The sequence below is a fragment of the Gilliamella sp. B2828 genome, from assembly GCF_026537125.1.
Taxonomy (GTDB): domain Bacteria; phylum Pseudomonadota; class Gammaproteobacteria; order Enterobacterales; family Orbaceae; genus Gilliamella.
This window is the reverse complement of sequence record NZ_JAFNMU010000003.1, coordinates 76,200-96,797: the sequence shown is the minus strand read 5'-3', so window position 1 is coordinate 96,797 and position 20,598 is coordinate 76,200. Positions and strand designations below refer to the sequence as shown.

Genomic DNA, 20,598 nt, shown 5'->3' with positions numbered 1-20,598 from the left:
GAATAAAACTCAATAAAGAAGAATCAATAAAGAAGAATAAAAACAAATTATTCAAATGGATATTGATTATAGTAATAATAATACATTAACAAAAGCACTTAGTCATTCTTTGTTAGAGGGTATTCCTTTCATGATTATTTTGATAGGTAAAAAAGAGGCGTTTGCTTGTTGTTATAACCAATTTTATCAAGTCACAATTCTTAGAATTAACGTAGTTAATACCGTTGGTTCAGGTGATGATGTCATGTTATCTGGTTTTGCAGTAAGTTTACATTAAAATGAATCAATAGATGATATGTTGAAACGTGCTATAACAATGGATATGTTAAATACAATGGAATCACAGAAAGGGTTTTCAACATGAGTAATTATGTTCAATAAGTTAAATTTAAAAAATATATAAATCATAAGGTTAATTAGGAATAAATTATGTATCTTATTTCCACATCAAGAGAAGTTAAAAAGCTCAGCGAGAACAATATGCTGTGCCCGCTTTTAATATACACAACCTACCTTGAGACGATTCAAGTTGTAATTGATGCAGCAACACCCGCCACTTATCACTATGCTGGTACGCAGTATTTAATCAATATTTGTAAAAATGCAGCGTAAATTCATCATTTTCCATTTGTGTTACATTTAGATCATCATATTCTGACATTTTAAAACAAGAATTTAAAATTTATCCCGATACTAATGATCTAAGGCATTATATGCAATCGGCTAAATCAGCTATGAAAAAATTGTAAAAGATAAGATTCGTATTTGTGGTAGTGCTGGGAAATTGTAGTACGCAAACAAAGGGTATTTGTTTTAGATGGGATATTAGTCAATTCATTACCAGCAGTTGAGCGTTGCTGGTTAGTATTAGCTTATCGTCATAAATTTAATCATTCATATGTATTAGAAACTATTCATGGTCGTAAAGCTATCGATAACATAAAATTATTCTTGCCTAATAAATAAGAAAGTTTTATCAAGTAAGAGTATCGTTGGATGGAACAATTAGAGGCTCAAGATGTGAAAGATATTAACCACAAATATCTGGCGCTAGTTATTTCTTACGCCAATTATTTTCACTTAATATTCCTTGGGAATTGTAACCTCAGGTTCAAAAAAGTTGCTGATCCTCGTTTTGGCTTTCTTAATGTAGCTAAACCAAAAGTTTTTATTACCTGTGAAATGGTGATTAATACTAAGCCAGATCCTGATGGTTATTTACAAGAAGCAAATTTACTCGGATTACCTTCTGATAAGTGTATTGTTTTTGAAGATTCTAAAGTGGGGATTGAATCTGCATTTAATGGCATTGTCAAATTATTAGTGTAAACTCTACTAATTCACTTGGTGATAATTGTATGGTAGATATTTATTCTTTTGGCGAGCGTTTAATTAAAAAATTAAACATGAATGATTTTGTAATATTGAAAAGTAATTTATAAAATATAATTGATAAAGTTATCTATTGCTTTATGTGAGTAACCTTTGTATCCGAAAATATTGTTGTCACATAATTGTTGATAATACATTCAATTTTACTTAATTTGAATATATTATCAACGGATTTAGACATTATTAATTTATATTGCTTATGAATTTTTTAAAGATTGAAAACGAACAAAAACCCATTGTGTCAATTGGACAATTTTCCATTGCTAATGTTACTTTATGGGGTGGATTATTACGATTTAATTGAGTTAGATTTCGGATTTGATCGGTTGATTGATAAAAATATTCAATTTTCATCAATGTTTTACCACTATAATTATCTCGCCATTTTTGGAACACTATTTTGCCACCAATTGGCGTTTTTTCAAATTGATCCGGCAGTTTATAAGATTTAATTTTTAATGCTGATAATAATGATGCTACATTAGAATCATGGCCGACTAAAAGAGTAAATTTAGTATGATTATTTTCAGAGAAAGCTTGATTAATATAGTTAATTAAATTTGCGGCAACCTGTTTAGCAATAATAGGTGCGCCAAATAAAACTGAATTGTAATATTCTTTTATAGAAACTAATTGTTCAAATTTTTGATTGCTTTTGATCTTTCCCCAAGCAATATCTTGCAATGGTGCGCCTTCATAGTACTGTAAAATAAAGGCATCTGCGATTGATGTCCCAATTCGAAGTGGACCAGTTATGCCGGGCTCCTTACCTTTTTCAATAATAAATTGAGTTGGTAAATTGGTAAAATCACACTGTTTATCGGTCAAACAATTAGTTGATTGAGTATAATTTAGGATGTTAGACAGATCTTGATAAGTTTGATTCAGTTTTTGATTTAACCCTTCAATACCTTTTTCATTAGCTGTTTGGTTGATTGAAATGATTGCCATTTTTTTAAACTTAGGGTTATCATCACGAATTACAGGAAAAAATACGGGATCCATGGTACCTAATTTTTCCTTATGCATAATTGGGATAATACAACCTGGAAAAGCTCCAACCGTAAAGTACTGACCGGTAGCGATAGTACGTTGTAAACTGTTGGTGTAAATATACACTTCATGTTCACTTGGGCAGGTATTTCCAGTTAAAAGTTTATTATCAATAAACCATTCACTAAAGTAATGACCAAAATAACTTTCTAGTACCCCTCCTCGAGCAGTTAAATAACTTGCAGGTGTATCCCATTGTGGCCATTGATTTGGTGTAATTTTACCAAGTGTACTTGTTGGACTGGAAAGTGGCGCTCTTAAACCATGTCGGCTAAATACGATTACTTGTTCTAAGGTATACTTATCTAATGTTTCTATTGCTTGTACAGAGAAAGATAAAACAAAAGACAAAGCTAATATTATTTTTAATTTCCTCATAAAAAACCTCTTAATTCACTTTTAAAGAGATAATATCACCATAATATTTCTGTTATAAGTGGTCGGTGATCACTTACAATTTTTTTCAATTAGGTAGTGTGCTTTTACATTGTTAATATCCAAATTTTTGATAAAGGTATGATCGATTTCTACTTGTCTTTCTCCATCTTTATCCCACAAAGTTCTTGATGGAAATAAGATTTTATTTATCATTTTTTCTAATTGGTTCCAATGTGAAGTCAAATATTGAATGAGTGTGTTATCTTTACTATGATCAATGTTTGAATTCATGTATTTAGTCGGTGAACTGTTGGTTGGAGTGGTATTAAAATCGCCCGCCACTATTAGTGGTAATGTTGATGACTGAACATAGTCAATAATGGCTTTGGGTTGTAATGTCCTTTCTTCAAATGAGCGATAGAGATGTACTCCTATAACATTGAGATTTTTTCCATTAATATTTACTGTTGTCATCAAAGCAGTCTTTGGTTCTGAACCTTTTGGTAAAGAGATATTATATGAATCAATGATAGGGTAACGACTCATAATTCCTATGCCATATTGTCCACCATCATAATCGAAAAATGCATTAAATTTATAATACTTTAAGTGAACTAGTTTTACTATTTGAGCCAATTGATCAACATTGTTGGTTCGTTGGTTTTATCATCAACTTCTTACAATACAATAATATCAGCTCTTTCTGTGATGATTATATTGGCAATGCTTGCCGTGCTAATCCTTCCATCATGCTTTTCACTATGATGAGTATCAAATGACATAATTTTGATTAAGTCAGCATCAGTAATAGTACTTATACATTCTAATAATACTATAAAAGTGATGAAAATTGATTTGATAAACATTTTTATTCCTAAGAAAAGAACATCGTTGATTCTTACTTTGATGAAAAAATTTTTATGGATTTTTAAATCAAAATATCGTTAACATCTACTGATGTTCGATAAACAATCTTGCCATTTACTATAGTTGCCAATAGTTGATTATTCGCATTTAAAAGTACTAGATTAGCTTGTTTTCCTATGGCAATATCACCCAAGTAATGATCTATGCCTAATGCTTTTGCTGGATAAGAACTACCATGTTACCATGCTTGTTCAAATGAAATCTTCGCATAATTAGCAAGATTATTAACTCCACAATTTATTGTTAAAGTACTTCCCGCTAGCCCTCCATCTTTTGTACGTACAACATCATTTTGGAGATGTACTTTTAATTTGCCTAATTAATAATTACCATCAGACATCCCTGTTGCTCTCATTGCATTGCTAATTAATAGTAAGTTTTTGCCACAACATTTATAAGAGATATTAACTGCGGCAGGATGTACATGATGACCATCTATGATAATTTGAGTTTGGCAATTATCAATTGTTAGTGCTACACCAACTACAACTGGATTACGATGATGCAATCCTGACATGCCGTTATAACAGTGCACAACCCCACTGGCACCAGCAAGTAGTTCCGCTTTTGTTGTTTGATAGTCTGCATTAGTATGCCCAATCATGACTCTGATTGACTTTCTGTAACAGTCGTAGCTAAAAACGCACCAATACCATGTTGTACTAAGAAATGGCTCATTGTATTAAGTGCTTCATGTATTGCATCCATTATATCTGCGTTCATTTCTCCATGAAAATGTGGGTATCTATTAATGCAGGTAAAATTTTGATATTGTATGAACAGACTTTATTTGCTTGCCTATATTTTTTCAAATTCCATCTGAATATTCCTTTTTATCAATTGATTTTCTGTGGTTTTCACTCCATAAGCTGGTTATGCTAGATTTACCAATATCTAATGCTCTCAGACGAAAATTTTCAGCATCTAATTCATCACGTTGTAATAACATTTCTAATAAAATTGGTAAATTTGTACCACTAATTATCTCAACATGATTAAATTGATAGTTTAACCGTGCGGCTAATTGAAATGGAGTGCCTCCTAAGATATCAGTAAAAAATATTACACCATCACCTTTATCACACTTTTTTAAGGCATCAGTGAGTTGTTGTTCTAGTATCTTAGTACTCATCCCATCTGGGAAGTTAATCGCAGTAAACTGTGCTTGTTTTCCAATGATTTGTACTACAGCTTCATAAAGACCAGTGGCAAAGCCACCATGACCTGTTAAAATAACACCTAACATAATCAACCTCTATAAGTAACCAACTAATTTACCAAATATGCCAATTACCACTGTTAAACCGATTAATTTTACAGGCGAGAAATTACGTTTCATTAAATAATAGACAAATAATGTAAATCCTAACGGTAATAAATTTGGCATGAGTTTATCTAATACGTCGGCTTGTAGAGCAATATGTGCTTTACCAGCATTGATCTCTAATGGTGTGGATAGATGTACATAAGAAGCCACTAATGCACCAATAACTGTCATACCGATGATTGATGCTGCATGTGAAATGCGTTTTGTATGAATTTTTAATAAAGGTAATGCGCTAGTACCAGCATGATAACCATAATGAGCAAGACCAAAACGTAATCCGAAATGGACTAAATTAAATATTAATAAAAATATTATTGGTCCCAAAAAACTACCTTCTAGTGCTAATGAAGCACCAATTCCAGCACAAATAGGTAACAATGTTAACCAAAATAGTGCATCTCCAATACCACCTAAAGGTCCCATTAAAGCAACTTTAATTGAACGTATTGTTGAAATATTTTCTTTACCTTTTTCCATTGCTAAAACTAAACCAGATAAAAAGGTAACATCAAACGGATGGACATTTATAAACTCCATGTGCATATGCATTGAGTTTTTTAAGTCATCTGAGTTTTTATGAATTTTACGTAGTGCAGGCAAAATAGTATAAAGCCAACCTCCAGCCTGCATACGTTCATAATTAAATGAGGCTTGTAAAGCTAAGGAACGAAATGCCATTCGATTAATGTCAACTTTAGTTAATGTTACATTTTGACTTTGATCAATATAAGTATCAGTTGATACTTTGCTTGTTGACAATGATTGTTCCATACGTTTTTCTGCTTTTGCTGCCATTTTGCTGTCATTTTCGTCATTAAATACCATTTTCCACCTCTACAGAACTTGCCTGTACTGATTTGTTATTATCGTTATTGACTTGGCTATCATTAAAGAAATCAATCATCGCTATTGCTAAAGCACCTAATGCAATTGCTAAAATTGGTAAGTTAAGGTATGTCACACTAAGAAAACCTAGAATGAAATAAGCAATATATGTTTTTTTCATCATAATTTTCATTAACATAGCAAAACCGATTGCGGGCATCATCCCACCAGCAATGCTCAATCCATCAAGTAACCATTGTGGTGATTTTTTTACTAAATCTGTTGCCATATCAGCGCCAAAGTAAATTGGTAAAAATGCGACAATAAAATAAAAGCAAAACAGGATAATCATGCCAAGATAATTGACACATTCAATACCTTTAAAATTAAGTTGATCAACATAGCGATCACATTTGTGCATCATTGGTGAATAGATGGTAAATAAGATAGTAATGCAACCTTGTACCGTTATAGCAAATGGTACGGCAATACCAATGGCAACTTTAGGATCGGCATGAGTTAAAATTGCAAAACTTGTACCAATTACTCCGCCAATGACAACATTAGGTGGTTGCGCTCCTGCTAATGGTACCATTCCCATCCAAACTAGCTCTAATGAACCTCCAACATATAACCCTGTTTTTATATCACCTAAGATCAATCCAACTAAAGGACCAATTACAATAGGTCTATGTAAATGAGTTAGCCCATCAAATAAATCTACACCAGCAATACCTGCTAGTAGTCCAATTAATATTGCATCGATTACCATAGTTTGCTCCCGTATTAGGATTAATCAAGTAGATCTATTATTTTTTGACCAGCTTCATCTGGCACACGGCGAATCTCACATTTTACACCTAATTTTTCAAGTTCTTTAAAAGCAGCTATATCTTCTTCATCAATAGATACTGTTTTATGAATTTGTTTTTTTCCTTCTGAAAAATGCATATTACCTACATTAACAAATTTGATTGGTACGCCTCCTTTAACGAGAGTTAAAACATCATGTGGTGTTTTACAAACAATAAATATTTTTTGTCGTTCGGCTGTTTTCCCAATAATGTCGATGGTTTTTTGTAAAGTGAAGTAACGGGTTTGTATTCTCTCTGCAATAACCATATCCATAAGATTTTGTTGTACAGGATCTTGTGCTGCATTATCATTAGCAACTAATAATAAATTAGCTCCAAGTGCATTGACCCAAGTCACCCCAACTTGACCATGAACTAAGCGATTATCAATGCGCGTCATAAGAATATTCGGAATGTTCATACGTTTTACATCCTTTGTTTTGTGATAATTGGATACCCTAAATTTGATTAAATGGGTAAATAGTAACGCCTTTTACTACTCGATTAACTTCACCTGTTGGACAAGGATTATCAGGTGTTAAACCATTATTTAATGATTTTTCAAATGCAAGCATTTGGGAAAAAATAAGGTATGGGAAGATGAGCCAGCAATCTGAATAATCTCCATTTACTGTAAGTATATTTTGTTTATTACTGCTACTTTTTCCGCATAATACAAACACATCGGTTGCGATATGGTCATTAATTAATTCATTAAATAAATCAGTATCATATTGATGTGTATAATGTTCATTAGTGAAGAAGCAAACAACTAAACTTTGTGAATTAATCATAAATTTAGGACCATGACGTAAACCTAAAATTGAATCAAATCGAGAAACTATTTTACCCGCTGTTAGTTCAAGAATTTTTAATGCAGACTCTTGAGCGACACCAATAAAACAGCTACTACCGATATAAATAACTCTTTCATGGTTTTTATGTGCTAATTGTTTAGTTATTTGCTGCCAACTTTCTATTTTTTGTTCACAGACACGAGCAATTTCCATTACAGCCTTATGTGCCATCACATGATCAATATTTCCTAAAAGGAGTAATGCTGCAAGCATCATACTACTAATACTTGAGGTCATAGCAAAACCTAAATCATGAGCTCCTTCTGGCATGACTAGTTGAAGAATACGATTTGATGAATTGTTAGATGTTGCATAATCGATTAAAGCACAGTTTGGGTTACATATTAAAAATAAGTGATAACAATCAGAAATTAATTGATCGGCTAATTTAACCGTTGCCACACTTTCAGGACTATTTCCCGAACGAGCAAATGACACCATTAACGTTTTTTTATTTGGTGAAAAATATTGTAGTGGGTCAGCAACAATTTCCGTTGTGCCATAGGCATGCACGTTTCGATGAGTATGCTCCCTTAACCACGGAGCAAGAGCAACACCACCAAAAGCCGATGATCCAGCTCCAGTCAAAATAATTTCTAAACTCGGATCAGACAGCAAAGGTTTTAAAAATGTTTGTAGTTGGGTTCTGTTTCGATCAATTAACTGTAGTAAATCACGCCAAATTTTAGGTTGTTGACAGATTTCTTTAGCAGTATGTTCTGCACCGTGCTTTTTAAGCCAATCTAGTGAATAATTTAAGTACTTTTGCATAATTTAGATCCTACCTTTGAGTGATCATTTGGTTAAAAATAAGATCATCTATATATCTGCAATTTCCACGTTAATACCTAATGAATGGAATTGCATTAAATGATCTTTGGAAATTTTTGAATCAGTCACTATTGTGTGAATAAGATGAATTTTTTCTATCGTGCAGAAACTTTTCCGACCAAACTTTGTTGAATCTGTTACTGCAATAATGTGTTCAGAAACTTGGCACATTGCTCTATTAACCGAAGCTTCACCAAAATTGGGAGTTGTAATACCTGCATTGAGATCAAATCCGTCAACACCTAAAAATAATTTATTAAAGTGGTACATCTTTAATTGTTGCTCAACGGTTGGACCTGAAATAGAGTAAGCCTTGTTTCTAATATTACCGCCAGCTATGATCACTTCTATATTTGTATTGATGGTTAATTCGTAAGCAATGTTAATCGCATTTGTAAAAACGATTAAATTCTGTTTTTTACCTAAATATGGCACCATTGCAGAGGTTGTTGAGCCTGAATCGAGAATAATTCTATCGCCATCATTTACCATATTGGCAGCTTTTTTAGCAATCTTATTTTTTATTATTGAATTTATGCGACTTTTATCAAATAAAGGTCTATCAAAAGCGAAAGTTTTATTTATCATTGCTCCCCCATAAGAACGTAATACGCAGCCTTTTTGCTCTAAGTGGCGAAGATCATTACGGATTGTGACGGTAGAAACATTAAAAAGTTTACTTAACTTATTTACTGATACGGTATTTTCTTTACCGAGTACATGAATAATTTTTTCTCGACGCTGTAAAGTGTTCATGATTTCATTAGTCATAAAGTTGTAACTTGTTAACCTTTCATTTTGTTATTAGATTTGAACATATGTAAGGGACTGAAAAATGATAAATAAGTCACAAAATGGATTTTGCTTAAAAAAAACAAAAAATCATTTCATTTGAAAATAAGTGAAAGAATGAAAATAAAATTATATTTCAGATAAATAATAATTATTATTCTTATTCAAATAGTTAACAAAAAAATAAATAATGATTAAAAATTTTTTGAATCAGAAATGAAAGTACGTAATTTCATTTTATAAAGTGATGTTTATCACAAATTTGGTAATTTGATTTAAAATAATACTCATTTTGGGCAGATTTAATGTAAAAATGATTAGAGGAAAAAATTAGTGTGAGAAAGTTATTGAAACCATTTTATAGTTTCAATAACTGGATTTTTTAATTCAATTCCGGCTGAGAAGTAGATTTTTTAACTTGGTTAAAAACTATCATTACCACAAATGCAATAACAGTTAAATAAATAATAAACATTCCATAAGTGGACAGCATATCAATGAGTGAACGCCCACGCATAGCGATATCTCGGAAAAAACGGAATAACCAAACTAAAGGAAAGGCGTGGCTAACATAATAAGCCCATATTGGCATAATACCAACAGCCATTGTTGATCCCCCCATAATAAAACCTGGAGGTACTAAAAATACCATTTTACTTGCACCTTCACCTGGATTATTTGTTTTCCAGGAGAGTAAAAAACCTAACCAACCAAATGCTAGCCCTGTCATAAATATACTAGGTACAAATACGAAATAATTACCATCAAAACGCAGTTGTCCAAATAAAACTAGTACTGCGGTAATCAATGTTAATCCGGTGGTATAAAACAATGCATAAGGTATTGTTCTTGCCAATAAAGCGACAAATCCTCTTTCTAAAACGGTATTCCACATGCCAGTAACTTTTAAACGACCTATAATCATCAATGATGTTAATCCATATGTTAAAGATGAGAAAAAGTAAACAAAATAGATGATGGTAGAAATCGTTGATGAACTTGCTGGGTTAAATAGATTACGAGATTTTAGCTGCATAGGTGATAAGGTTGCTTCGGTACCTTCTCGACCAAACCCTAATGAAGAAACTTTACCCACACTTAGTTCTGCACCTAATTCAGGTATATATTCGTTGAGATTTTGAAGTACTTTAGCATTTTGGGCTTCATTCGTATCATCAGCAAAGTAACCTAAACGAACAGTTTGATCCCCTTTTTTTAAACTCTTTTCTAACCCTTTAGGAATATATAACACTCCTAAATTACGGTCATGAGAAACTAAAGTTATAGGGTTAACCGGCGATCTGATTACTTCCGAAACTTCAATGTAAGAAGACGTATTTATTTTACTAATTAATTCAGTCGAATAATTAGAACCATCAAGGTCAATAACTGCAATTTTTCCTTCAAATACCGAACTATGGCTTAGTACTATAGAAAAAATAAGCGCAACAATAGCGGCTAACCCTATAGCAACCTTGTAATACGGGATAAAGTAGCCTGATAACATTGCATCAAGCTCTTCTTGAATAGATTTAATGATGTTTTGCATCATTGTTCAACCTCAAGTGTCATTCCGGTTAATAGTTTTGGAATGGATTCCATATATATTCTGACCTGATAAGACGTTAAATCGGCTTGACCTCGTTCTCGAGTCATGCGTAAATCAGCAAAAGATGGTGCTGCTGTAGCAAAACGAACCTTACCTTTTACTTTTTTATCCAAAGCAATCACATTTGCTTTAACAGTTGTACCTGGTTGGTAGTTATTAACCATTTTTTCATTCACGTAAATATCGATATATTTACGATCAGTTTCTAATAATACAGCGGGTGCGCCTGTTGGTGCCAATTCACCATCTTCAAACATCAGTTTTAAGACTTTACCATCTTCAGGTGCTTTTAACGTCAGTCGTTGATAATTAATTTGCAACTGTTTTAAATCAGCTTCGCCTTGAGCTAACTGTGCTTTAAGTTGTGCTAATTGATTTTGGCGATTTTTAAGCTTTTGTCTGGCAATTGTAATTGATTGTAGTGACATGCCAGTGGCATTTTGCGTTTTCTCAAATTGGCTGACTTGTTCTGATGTAGCACCAATCATTAATGTCGATAGCTGGCTTTCAATTTGGACAACTTGCATTTTTGCTCCAATAAAAGTATTACGAGCATTATCAAGTTGAGATTGTGAATTTCCACCTGTTTTACGTAATTGTGTTTGCCGATCAAACTCAGTGCTAGCTAAATTTCTAGCAGATTTTGCCGATTCTAAGCTTGCTTTTACTTCTTCTATTTTTCGCCAAGTAGATAGTTCAGAAAGATTGGTTTCATTTTCTGTGATTTCAATTGCAGCTTGTTCTTGATTGACCGCAGCTCTTTGACTATCAACCAATGCTTGTAATCGATCAATTGCTAATTTTGTATCGACGTCCTCTAATTGCATTAAAGGATCCCCTTTTTTAACCATTTGTGATTCTTCTACAAATCGCTTAATGACTTTACCTCCTACATTCTGAAAAGCCACATTAATTTCATCAGCCGTTAACACGCCTGATTTAATGCTTTTAGCAACCGTTACCGCATCATTTCGAGAGCCCAAAAAGATTAAAAACGATCCAACAAATAGGAGAAGTAAAAAGATAACCGGAATTTTGACATTTTTTTTCATATATAGCTTATTTTCCATTTATTTAGTCAGCTAAGTATTTAATTAAAAAGAACGACTTCAATTTTCATTGAAGTCAGTTATTTCGTAATAATTTACGTAACATAAGTATTAAAGATTCTTGTTCTTGCGAGTTTAGTACCTGTGCAAAAGTACGAATCGATTTAAGGTGATCGGGTAATGCATTTTGAATAAGTGTTATTCCAGCTTCTGTCAAAGTTATCAAACGTGAACGACCATCTTCCTCGTTTTTTGTCATGGATATTAATGGATTGGATGTGGTCAACATTCGCTTGACCATAACTGATACGGTTGCTGGAGTTACTCCTATACGTAGTGCAAGTTCGCCAGCACTGGTTTCACCTTCAGAATATAATGACATTAACAAAGCAAACTTACCTTCAGAAACGTCATAATCTTTAGTAAGTTGTGCATAAATATTTGAACGAATCAAATCAGCTGTTGTTATCAAACTTAAAACTAGGTCAATACCCGATACGTCGATAATATCATCATTAAATCTTTGTGCTCGTGCTAATGTCTCACGAGATGGAAGCTTTCTTAACTTGTAATTCAATTATCATTACTCAATTTATTTAGTCGGCTAATTATACTGGTTTAATCTTAATTGGCAATCATTTTTTATTTGATTTTTTTATATCTGTTAATGACTAATTAACAAGCCTGTTTTCAAAGGGGCTGTAACATTTTTAATTTTACTTAAATATAAAATATAAATAACATAATGTATTTAAATAATATTATTTGAGATTACTACTAAAGTAGTAACCCTTGAGAGTAATTATATTCCGTATAAAGTTTCATACAATGTGGATAGTATCAAAATTGATTATTTAAATTAGAATAAATTGGAGCTTTAGTATGAGTAAAACCAATCTCGTTATCATTGGTAATGGGATGGTTGGACATCATTTTGTCGAAGAAATTATCGACAAAATACAGTCTGATCAATTCAATATTACAATTTTTTGTCAAGAACCTAGAGTCGCTTATGATAGGGTACACCTTTCTTCTTACTTCTCTGGCTTTACTGCCGAAGAATTATCGCTTGTTCGTGATGGATTTTATGAAGAAAATCACATCAATGTTTTATTAAATGAAAGTGTGATTTTAATCAATCGTCAGCTTAAACAAGTGTATTCACAAACTGGGCGAATTGTTGAGTACGACAAGTTAGTGATAGCGACAGGTTCATATGCTTGGATTCCACCAATTAAAGGTGCTGATGGATCTGATTGTTTTGTTTATCGTACTATTGAAGATTTAGACGCTATTGCACAATGTGCTCGTCATTGCAAAACTGGGGCCGTAGTTGGAGGTGGTTTGCTTGGACTTGAAGCAGCCGGAGCGCTTAAAAATTTAGGTATAAAAACCCATGTAGTTGAGTTCGCCAACGTTTTAATGGCTGAACAGCTTGATGTGATGGGTGGTGAACAATTGCGCCATAAAATTGAAGAAATGGGGGTTAGTGTACATACCAGCAAAAACACCCAAGAAATTTTGCATACACCAAAAGGTAAAGTAATGAAATTTGTTGATGGTTCATCGCTAGAAATCGACTTTATCATTTTTTCTACTGGCATTCGTGCAAATGATCAGTTAGCGCGCGATTGTCAGTTAGACATTGGTGACCGTGGAGGCATTGTAATCAATGATTATTGTCAAACGTCCGATCCTGATATATATGCTATTGGCGAATGTGCATGTTGGCAAGGCAAAATTTTTGGTTTAGTGGCTCCTGGTTATAAAATGGCTCAAATTGCTGTTGCACATTTGCTTGGTGGCAGTGCCTCATTTGAGGGTGCTGATATGAGTGCTAAGCTAAAATTGATGGGCGTTGATGTTGGAAGTATTGGCGATGCCAAAGCTAAAGCTGTGGGTAACCGTAGTTATGTATATTTAGATGAAACTATCCCTGTTTACAAAAAATTAGTTGTATCTAATGATAATAAAAAATTATTGGGTGCTGTTTTAGTGGGAGATACGGCAGATTACAGTAATTTATTACAATTGATGCTCAATAACATGGATCTACCTGAACACCCTGATACTTTGATTTTGCCAGAATATACTGGTTCTAAACCAACAATGGGTGTCGATGCGTTGCCAAATTCAGCTCAAATCTGCTCTTGCTTTGATGTTACTAAAGAAAAAATCATTAATGCCATTAATGCAGGCTGCCATACTGTAGCTGCGATTAAAGCTCAAACTAAAGCTGGTACAGGTTGTGGAGGGTGTATACCTTTGGTTACACAAATTCTCAATACGGAATTAGCAAAACAAGGTATAGAAGTCAGTCATGCACTTTGTGAACATTTTAAATATTCTCGCCAAGAACTATATCATCTGATTAGAGTTGAAGGGCTGACAACATTTGAGCAGGTGATAAAAAAATATGGTATTGGTTATGGTTGTGAAATTTGCAAACCAACGATAGCTTCGTTATTAGCCTCATGTTGGAATGATTATATTTTGCGTCAAGATTTGATCCCTCTGCAAGATAGTAATGATATCTTTCTCGGTAATATTCAAAAAAATGGTACTTATTCAGTTATACCTCGTAGTGCAGGTGGAGAAATTACGCCTGAAGGACTGATCGCCGTCGGAAAGATAGCTAAAAAATATCATCTCTACTCTAAAATTACTGGTTCACAACGTATTGGTCTTTTTGGTGCGCAAAAAGATGATCTGCCGGCTATTTGGAAAGAGCTAATTGATGCTGGATTTGAAAGTGGTCATGCTTATGCTAAAGCCTTACGGATGGCAAAAACCTGTGTCGGTAGCACATGGTGTCGTTTTGGTGTAGGAGATAGCGTTAGTTTTGGCGTGGAGTTGGAAAATCGTTATAAAGGCATTCGTGCTCCCCATAAATTTAAATTAGGAGTATCAGGTTGTACTCGTGAATGTGCAGAGGCACAGAGTAAAGACATTGGTGTGATTGCTACTGAAAATGGGTGGAATCTATATGTCTGTGGTAATGGAGGAATGAAGCCTCGTCATGCTGATTTACTGGCGGCCGATTTAGATAAAGCTACATTAATTCAGTATCTCGATCGTTTTATTATGTTCTATATTCGTACCGCAGATAAATTACAACGTACGTCTGTTTGGCTTGAAAATATGGAAGGAGGTGTTGACTATTTACGTAGTGTGATTATTGATAACAAACTTGGTATTAATGATGACCTAGAAACAGAAATGACTCGTTTACGCAGTTTATTTGTATGTGAATGGAAGCAGACAATTGAACATCCGGAAAATCAATATCGATTTGCTCACTTTATCAATAGCAACAAACGAGATGAAAATGTTCAGTTTATTCCTGAGCGAAATCAACATCGCCCAGCAAGTTTACAAGAACGCTATGCAATATTTGAGGAGCAATAATATGACGGATTGGGTAACTGTTTGTAAAATAGATAATATACTGCCTGGAGCAGGTGTTTGTGCGTTAGTTGGAAGAACACATGTAGCGATCTTTCGACCTTACCATTCCAACAAACTTTATGCGATAAGTAACATTGACCCTTTTGCTCATGCTAGTGTGTTGTCACGTGGCATTATTGGTCAGCATGATGATGATTTATGGGTTGCTAGTCCACTAAAAAAACAACGTTTTCGATTAAAAGATGGCTATTGTTATGATGATGAAAATAATTGTATCCCTCACTATGAAGTGAAAGTGAATGATGATGGCTTTGTACAAGTAAAAGCGGATTAAATTTATTTAAAGGGAAAACTTTGTTATGTATAGCGATACTATCAATAAATGTGCCGCTAATGCGGCACGCATTGTTCAATTTGCAAAATTTAATCCATTCGGATTTTGGTTAAGTTCAGCTATGGCTGGCGCATATGTTGGGCTTGGTATTATTCTTATTTTTACGCTTGGTAATTTAATTGATCCTGCCTTAAGACCATTATTAATGGGGGCAACATTTGGGATTGCTTTAACGTTAGTCATAATTGCTGGTTCTGAATTATTTACGGGTCATATCATGTTTTTAACCTTTGGTGTGAAATGTAAAAGCATTACTCATAAACAGATGTGGTTTGTATTACCGCAAACTTGGTTAGGCAATTTGCTAGGTTCAATTTTTGTTTCATTAATTTACTTCTATGCTGCAACTCCTTTATTATCAACTGATACCAGTTTAGTACATGGTGCAGCGTTAGCTAAAACATCAGCGCCAGCTAGTGCTTTATTTTTTCGTGGTATTTTATGTAACTGGTTAGTATGTTTAGCTATTTGGATGGCAAATCGCGTTGAAGGATCTGCAAAATTTATTGCTATTTGGTGGTGTTTACTGGCTTTTATTGCTTGTGGTTATGAACATTCTGTTGCCAATATGACACTTTTTTCTTTATCTTGGTTTGGTAACCATGGTGATAATTACACATTAGCTGATATAGGTCATAATTTATTATGGGTTTCATTGGGTAATATTGTTTCTGGTGCTATTTTTATGGGGTTAGGATATTGGTATGCAACACCTAAATCAGAACGTCCTTAGTACCAATTACATAGTTAAAGTACAGGAATGACAGAGTTATGGATTATTTTCCTTTATTTTGTAAATTACAAAATCGTAATTGTTTGTTGGTTGGGGGGGGTGAAATTGCTGAACGAAAGGCTCGTTTGTTGCTTGAGGCTGGGGCTAATCTTACTGTTAATGCGGTCACTTTTAGCCAACAATTTTTGTGTTGGCAAGATCAAAAGCAATTAATTTTAGTTCAAGATGAATTTAGAGCTCAATTACTTGATGATAAATGGTTGGTTATTGCTGCTACTGACAATGACAAAACTAACCAACAAGTAAGTATTGAAGCCGAAAATCGACGTATTTTTTGTAATGTGGTTGATTCTCCTAAAAATGCTAGCTTCATTATGCCTTCAATTATCGACCGTTCACCAATTATGGTAGCGGTTTCATCTGCGGGTCATGCTCCCGTTTTAGCACGATTATTACGTGAAAAATTAGAGGCTATTTTACCACAACATTTAGGTAAATTAGCCAAATATGCTGGTTATTTACGTAATAAAGTCAAATTAAGTTATAAAACATTAACAGAACGTCGCCGATTTTGGGAAAAGTTATTTACCCATGATAGGTTAGCACAAGCTATTGCAAATAATGATTCAGAACGTATTGAATTATTAACTAGTGAATTATTTAATATGTCACTTGATGATCGCGGAGAAGTTGTTTTAGTTGGCGCAGGGCCAGGTGATGCTGGCTTATTAACATTAAAAGGACTACAGCAAATTCAACAAGCTGATATCATAGTTTATGATCGATTAGTATCAGATGAAATTATGAATCTTGTTCGTCGCGATGCTCAGCGTATTTTTGTTGGTAAACGGGTGGGATATCATTGTGTTTCACAAGAACAAATTAACCAAATCTTGTTAGAACAAGCTCAAAAAGGATTACGTGTAGTACGCTTAAAAGGGGGAGATCCTTTTATTTTTGGTCGTGGTGGAGAGGAACTTGAAACATTATTTAATGCTAATATCCCTTTCTCAGTAGTGCCCGGTATAACTGCTGCTTCTGGTTGTTCTGCATATAGTGGTATACCATTAACACATCGTGATTATGCACATAGCGTACGTTTGGTTACAGGGCATTTAAAAAATGGAGATCATTTGGATTGGCAGAGCTTAGCGGCGGAAAAACAAACTTTAGTTTTTTATATGGGGCTTTCTCAAGCGGAAAACATCCGGAATCAATTGATTAAACATGGTATGAATGCTCAAACACCTATTGCAATTGTCGAGGAGGGAACAAGTACTAAGCAAAGAGTCATTACTGGTTTATTGAACGATTTAGCGAATCTGGCTTTGCAAGCACGAAGTCCGAGTCTAGTTTTTATTGGGTCAGTGGTTGCACTGCGTGAAAAATTAAATTGGTTTTCTAATCATTAACTTTAATAGGCAAGTAAATGTTACCTGTTAGTCATATACTTGTCTGTTATTTATAGATTATTTTATTTTTAAAAATTGTAACTAATTGATTTTCAATAATTGTTGTTCTATATAAATTAAATCTATTTGTTTTCATTACTTGAGTTATTCCTTACTTTGTAAATACCATACTGTCATTTCCATGCGAGATTTGAAGTTAAGTTTTTTGAATATGCTTTTGATATGAACTTTTACTGTACTTTCGACAATATCTAAATCTTTGGCTATTAGTTTATTGGATAGTCCTTGCACTAATAGATGAAATATTTCATGCTCCCTAGGGGTGAGAAGGCTGACATCATGGATCGGTTTGGTTGTCGGTTCTTCGCCATGACGCATATAATTAAGAATAATATGCGAAATTGTATCATCCATTATTACTTTTCCAATTGAAATATCTTGTAACGCTTTGAGAAAATCTTCTGGTTCCATATCTTTTAATAGGTAACCATCAGCACCTATTTTAAGAGCCGTAATAATATCTTCTTTTGCATTTGATACGGTAAAAATAATGATACGACTTGAGATATTTTTTTCACGTAAATTTCGAAGAATATCTAAACCATTAACATCGTGTATATTAATATCAAGTAATATAATATCTGGATCAAGCTCTTCAGCCAGTTTTATTCCTTCTATTCCTGACCCTGTTTCATCAACTATTTCAAAATGATTGACGGTGTGGATTAATTGCTTTACACCATTTCGTAACATAGGGTGATCGTCAATAAGTAATATTGAACTTTTAATTTGTTCCATTGGTTAATCTTCTACTATTTTTAATGGAATGGCTTTCATAGCTTTAAATGTTACCACAATTTGTGTTCCTTTATTGGGTTTACTATCAATAATTAGATTACCATTTAATATCTCAATTCTATCTCGCATAATAATAAGACCATAATGGTGATCTTGTTTAATTTGATTTTGAAAGCCTATCCCATTGTCTTTTATATTTAGTGTAATAATTTGATTATTATCCATTTCTAATTTTATTATTACACAGGAAGCTTTTGCATGTTTATATACGTTATTCAGTGCTTCACGAATAAACTGTAATAAATGAAAAGCATATTTGCTATTAATGATATTTAAAGGCAATTGATATTCAAGTTGAATATTGAATTTTAATTTGTCATTAAACTCTTCTACTAACTCGATTAAGCTTGCATAAAATCCTGTTTGATTTAGACGTAAACGAAAAGAGGTAATTAACTCTCTTAGTTGAGAGTAAGTAACATTCACTTCTTTGCGCATAGTCGTGAGTAGATCAGCGCTGGTTGGTGAATTCAAGTCAGATTGCATCTGTAAGCAACTGAGATAAATTTTTAAACAAGATAGCGATTGGGCTATCGAATCATGAAGTTCGCGCGCCATTGCCGAACGCTCTTTCATTAACAAATATTGTTTTTGCTTTTCAATTTGTCTATCAAGCATAATTGCTGTGGTCATTTGTTCAATTAATCCAGTAATTAGATTTTCTTGCTCAATGCTTAATGTGATGTTAGATGGTTGAATAGCAAATAAAACGCCATATTTTTCACCATTTTCTTGAAGATACCAAAGGCGTTGAATCCCATTTTTTTGATAGATTTTTGAGGGAGTTAAACAAGCATTACATTTGGGATTAAGACAATAGGGTAATTTTTGTTGGTTATCATAACTGATTTGTTGATAATGTTCTGGATTATTAGATTCATAAAAACGAATTTGAAATTGAGTTAGGGGGACCAATTCTTCTAATTCTCGTAGTATTTTAAGAAAACGCTCACATAGTGGTTCTGAAGTATGCAGTTGCTTGGTTGCATAATATTGAAATAAAATAATTTGATTGGTCTTCTGTAATTCAGAAGTTTTTTCGGTAACGCGCTGTTCAAGTAATAAATATTGTGATTCAATTTGTTCTGACATTTTATTAAAAGCTAACCCAAGTAAATCAAATTCATTCTTTTTTTTCTGAATATTAAAACGTTCGCTGAAGTTATGCTTTGAAATGGCTTCTGCCATATCAATGAGTTTTTGCCATGGAACTAAAATGTAGCGGCGTAAATAGTAAATTTGGATAATTAAGGAAATTATAATGATGACAATAAATACTAATTGTAACTGAAAAATATAATGGATTTGCTTTTCCGTTTTTAGATCAATTTTGTGTACCAAGTTATTAGTGAGATCAACATAGTTATCTATATCATTTTTTACTTCATCACTTTTTTGGGCTTGTTGTATTTTTGGTACTATATTCCTCATCCACTCATATTTTAATTGGTTGAATTCATTGGTTAAGCCATAATGCTCAAATAGTTGTAAACATTGTTTTGAGGAAGATAAATCTACAAAAATATTAAGACGATTATGATCATTTTGGTGCACTGGAATAATTGTCAAAAGTTGATAACTCTTCATTCTAAGTAGCCCTAATTGATTAATCATATAAGCACTACCTTTAGTATCATTGGCGATTCTAATTGATAGTGATAGTGCTACTAATGCAATACTGCCTAAAATGAACATAAGTAGTGTTAAGCGACTAGTAATAGAGGCATTGTAGCCAACTTTTCTTCCTGACATATTGAAACTCTATAGGATTGCAAATATTTCAAATAAATAATAATTTATAATTATTGTAACGTGAAAACAGTATACCTCAGATCTTTTTTGTAACTTTTTGCGATCTTTTACTAAACAGCGCTTGCAACAAGAATAAATTTTGCGTAA

Annotated in this window: 22 protein-coding genes and 1 pseudogene; 7 read left to right on the top strand and 16 right to left on the bottom strand. The window is 33.2% G+C overall.

The window, feature by feature from the left end; translation table 11 throughout:
* The first annotated feature begins 55 nt into the window (after positions 1-55).
* The 3 genes and pseudogenes from J3U19_RS03900 (at position 56) to J3U19_RS03890 (ending at position 1,329) form a co-directional block, all read left to right on the top strand.
* Entirely contained in the window at positions 56-277 is a 222-nt protein-coding gene (locus J3U19_RS03900) for a hypothetical protein (protein WP_267345481.1), read from the top strand.
* 152 nt (positions 278-429) lie between these two features.
* Positions 430-609 (top strand): annotated as a pseudogene (kbaY, locus tag J3U19_RS03895) (tagatose-bisphosphate aldolase subunit KbaY); the annotation flags it as partial.
* Between the two features lie 387 nt (positions 610-996).
* The gene (locus tag J3U19_RS03890) at positions 997-1,329 is read left to right on the top strand and encodes an HAD-IA family hydrolase (protein ID WP_267345478.1); all 333 of its coding nucleotides are present in this window, start codon (positions 997-999) and stop codon (positions 1,327-1,329) included.
* 246 nt (positions 1,330-1,575) lie between these two features.
* Here the strand turns inward: J3U19_RS03890 and agp are convergent, their stop codons facing one another.
* From agp to J3U19_RS03825, 14 genes are all read right to left on the bottom strand, one after another.
* Entirely contained in the window at positions 1,576-2,823 is a 1,248-nt protein-coding gene (agp, locus tag J3U19_RS03885; RefSeq protein ID WP_267345477.1) for a bifunctional glucose-1-phosphatase/inositol phosphatase, read from the bottom strand.
* A gap of 69 nt (positions 2,824-2,892) precedes the next feature.
* A complete protein-coding gene (locus J3U19_RS03880) occupies positions 2,893-3,459 on the bottom strand; it encodes an endonuclease/exonuclease/phosphatase family protein (protein WP_267340305.1) in 567 nt (188 codons plus the stop codon).
* Positions 3,460-3,751: 292 nt separating this feature from the next.
* Positions 3,752-3,883, bottom strand: a complete 132-nt coding sequence (locus J3U19_RS11535) for a hypothetical protein (protein WP_416380241.1) — start codon at positions 3,881-3,883, stop codon at positions 3,752-3,754.
* 186 nt (positions 3,884-4,069) lie between these two features.
* A complete protein-coding gene (locus J3U19_RS03875; RefSeq protein WP_267340306.1) occupies positions 4,070-4,354 on the bottom strand; it encodes a hypothetical protein in 285 nt (94 codons plus the stop codon).
* Entirely contained in the window at positions 4,351-4,473 is a 123-nt protein-coding gene (locus tag J3U19_RS03870) for a hypothetical protein (protein WP_267340307.1), read from the bottom strand. The genes J3U19_RS03875 and J3U19_RS03870 overlap by 4 nt, the downstream gene beginning before the upstream one ends.
* Positions 4,474-4,558: 85 nt before the next feature.
* The gene (gene agaF, locus J3U19_RS03865) at positions 4,559-4,996 is read right to left on the bottom strand and encodes a PTS galactosamine/N-acetylgalactosamine transporter subunit IIA (protein ID WP_267340309.1); all 438 of its coding nucleotides are present in this window, start codon (positions 4,994-4,996) and stop codon (positions 4,559-4,561) included.
* Positions 4,997-5,005: 9 nt separating this feature from the next.
* On the bottom strand, positions 5,006-5,902 hold the full coding sequence (locus J3U19_RS03860; protein ID WP_267345476.1) for a PTS system mannose/fructose/sorbose family transporter subunit IID: 897 nt from the start codon (positions 5,900-5,902) through the stop codon (positions 5,006-5,008).
* On the bottom strand, positions 5,892-6,674 hold the full coding sequence (gene agaW, locus J3U19_RS03855; protein ID WP_267345475.1) for a PTS N-acetylgalactosamine transporter subunit IIC: 783 nt from the start codon (positions 6,672-6,674) through the stop codon (positions 5,892-5,894). The genes J3U19_RS03860 and agaW overlap by 11 nt, the downstream gene beginning before the upstream one ends.
* 20 nt (positions 6,675-6,694) lie before the next feature.
* On the bottom strand, positions 6,695-7,177 hold the full coding sequence (gene agaV / locus J3U19_RS03850; RefSeq protein ID WP_267345473.1) for a PTS N-acetylgalactosamine transporter subunit IIB: 483 nt from the start codon (positions 7,175-7,177) through the stop codon (positions 6,695-6,697).
* Between the two features lie 37 nt (positions 7,178-7,214).
* Positions 7,215-8,384, bottom strand: a complete 1,170-nt coding sequence (locus tag J3U19_RS03845) for an SIS domain-containing protein (protein ID WP_267340315.1) — start codon at positions 8,382-8,384, stop codon at positions 7,215-7,217.
* Positions 8,385-8,432: 48 nt separating this feature from the next.
* Complete coding sequence (agaR, locus tag J3U19_RS03840) at positions 8,433-9,215, bottom strand: transcriptional repressor AgaR (protein ID WP_267345471.1); 783 nt, start codon at positions 9,213-9,215, stop codon at positions 8,433-8,435.
* Positions 9,216-9,618: 403 nt separating this feature from the next.
* Positions 9,619-10,788, bottom strand: coding sequence for an ABC transporter permease (locus J3U19_RS03835; RefSeq protein WP_267340318.1), 1,170 nt, complete (start codon positions 10,786-10,788; stop codon positions 9,619-9,621).
* Positions 10,785-11,897 (bottom strand): HlyD family secretion protein, encoded by a 1,113-nt coding sequence (locus J3U19_RS03830; RefSeq protein ID WP_267340319.1) that lies wholly within the window; start codon positions 11,895-11,897, stop codon positions 10,785-10,787. The genes J3U19_RS03835 and J3U19_RS03830 overlap by 4 nt, the downstream gene beginning before the upstream one ends.
* 73 nt (positions 11,898-11,970) lie before the next feature.
* Positions 11,971-12,471: a MarR family winged helix-turn-helix transcriptional regulator gene (locus J3U19_RS03825; protein WP_267340321.1), complete on the bottom strand. Its 501-nt coding sequence runs from the start codon at positions 12,469-12,471 to the stop codon at positions 11,971-11,973.
* Between the two features lie 305 nt (positions 12,472-12,776).
* Here J3U19_RS03825 and nirB point away from each other — a divergent pair, with 305 nt between their 5' ends.
* Genes nirB through cysG form a run of 4 tightly spaced genes read left to right on the top strand, consistent with a single transcriptional unit; the run spans position 12,777 to position 17,841 of the window.
* Positions 12,777-15,302: a nitrite reductase large subunit NirB gene (gene nirB / locus J3U19_RS03820; protein WP_267345470.1), complete on the top strand. Its 2,526-nt coding sequence runs from the start codon at positions 12,777-12,779 to the stop codon at positions 15,300-15,302.
* A gap of 1 nt (position 15,303) precedes the next feature.
* Positions 15,304-15,636 carry a nitrite reductase small subunit NirD gene (gene nirD / locus J3U19_RS03815; RefSeq protein ID WP_267340323.1) on the top strand — a complete coding sequence of 111 codons (333 nt, stop codon included), beginning with the start codon at positions 15,304-15,306 and terminating at the stop codon, positions 15,634-15,636.
* Between the two features lie 25 nt (positions 15,637-15,661).
* A complete protein-coding gene (gene nirC / locus J3U19_RS03810) occupies positions 15,662-16,429 on the top strand; it encodes a nitrite transporter NirC (protein ID WP_267345468.1) in 768 nt (255 codons plus the stop codon).
* A gap of 38 nt (positions 16,430-16,467) precedes the next feature.
* Positions 16,468-17,841: a siroheme synthase CysG gene (cysG, locus tag J3U19_RS03805; RefSeq protein WP_267340325.1), complete on the top strand. Its 1,374-nt coding sequence runs from the start codon at positions 16,468-16,470 to the stop codon at positions 17,839-17,841.
* A gap of 144 nt (positions 17,842-17,985) precedes the next feature.
* Here cysG and narL read toward each other — a convergent pair whose 3' ends face one another.
* The gene (narL, locus tag J3U19_RS03800) at positions 17,986-18,639 is read right to left on the bottom strand and encodes a two-component system response regulator NarL (RefSeq protein ID WP_267345466.1); all 654 of its coding nucleotides are present in this window, start codon (positions 18,637-18,639) and stop codon (positions 17,986-17,988) included.
* Between the two features lie 3 nt (positions 18,640-18,642).
* A complete protein-coding gene (gene narX / locus J3U19_RS03795; RefSeq protein WP_267340329.1) occupies positions 18,643-20,451 on the bottom strand; it encodes a nitrate/nitrite two-component system sensor histidine kinase NarX in 1,809 nt (602 codons plus the stop codon).
* Between the last annotated feature and the right edge of the window lie 147 nt (positions 20,452-20,598).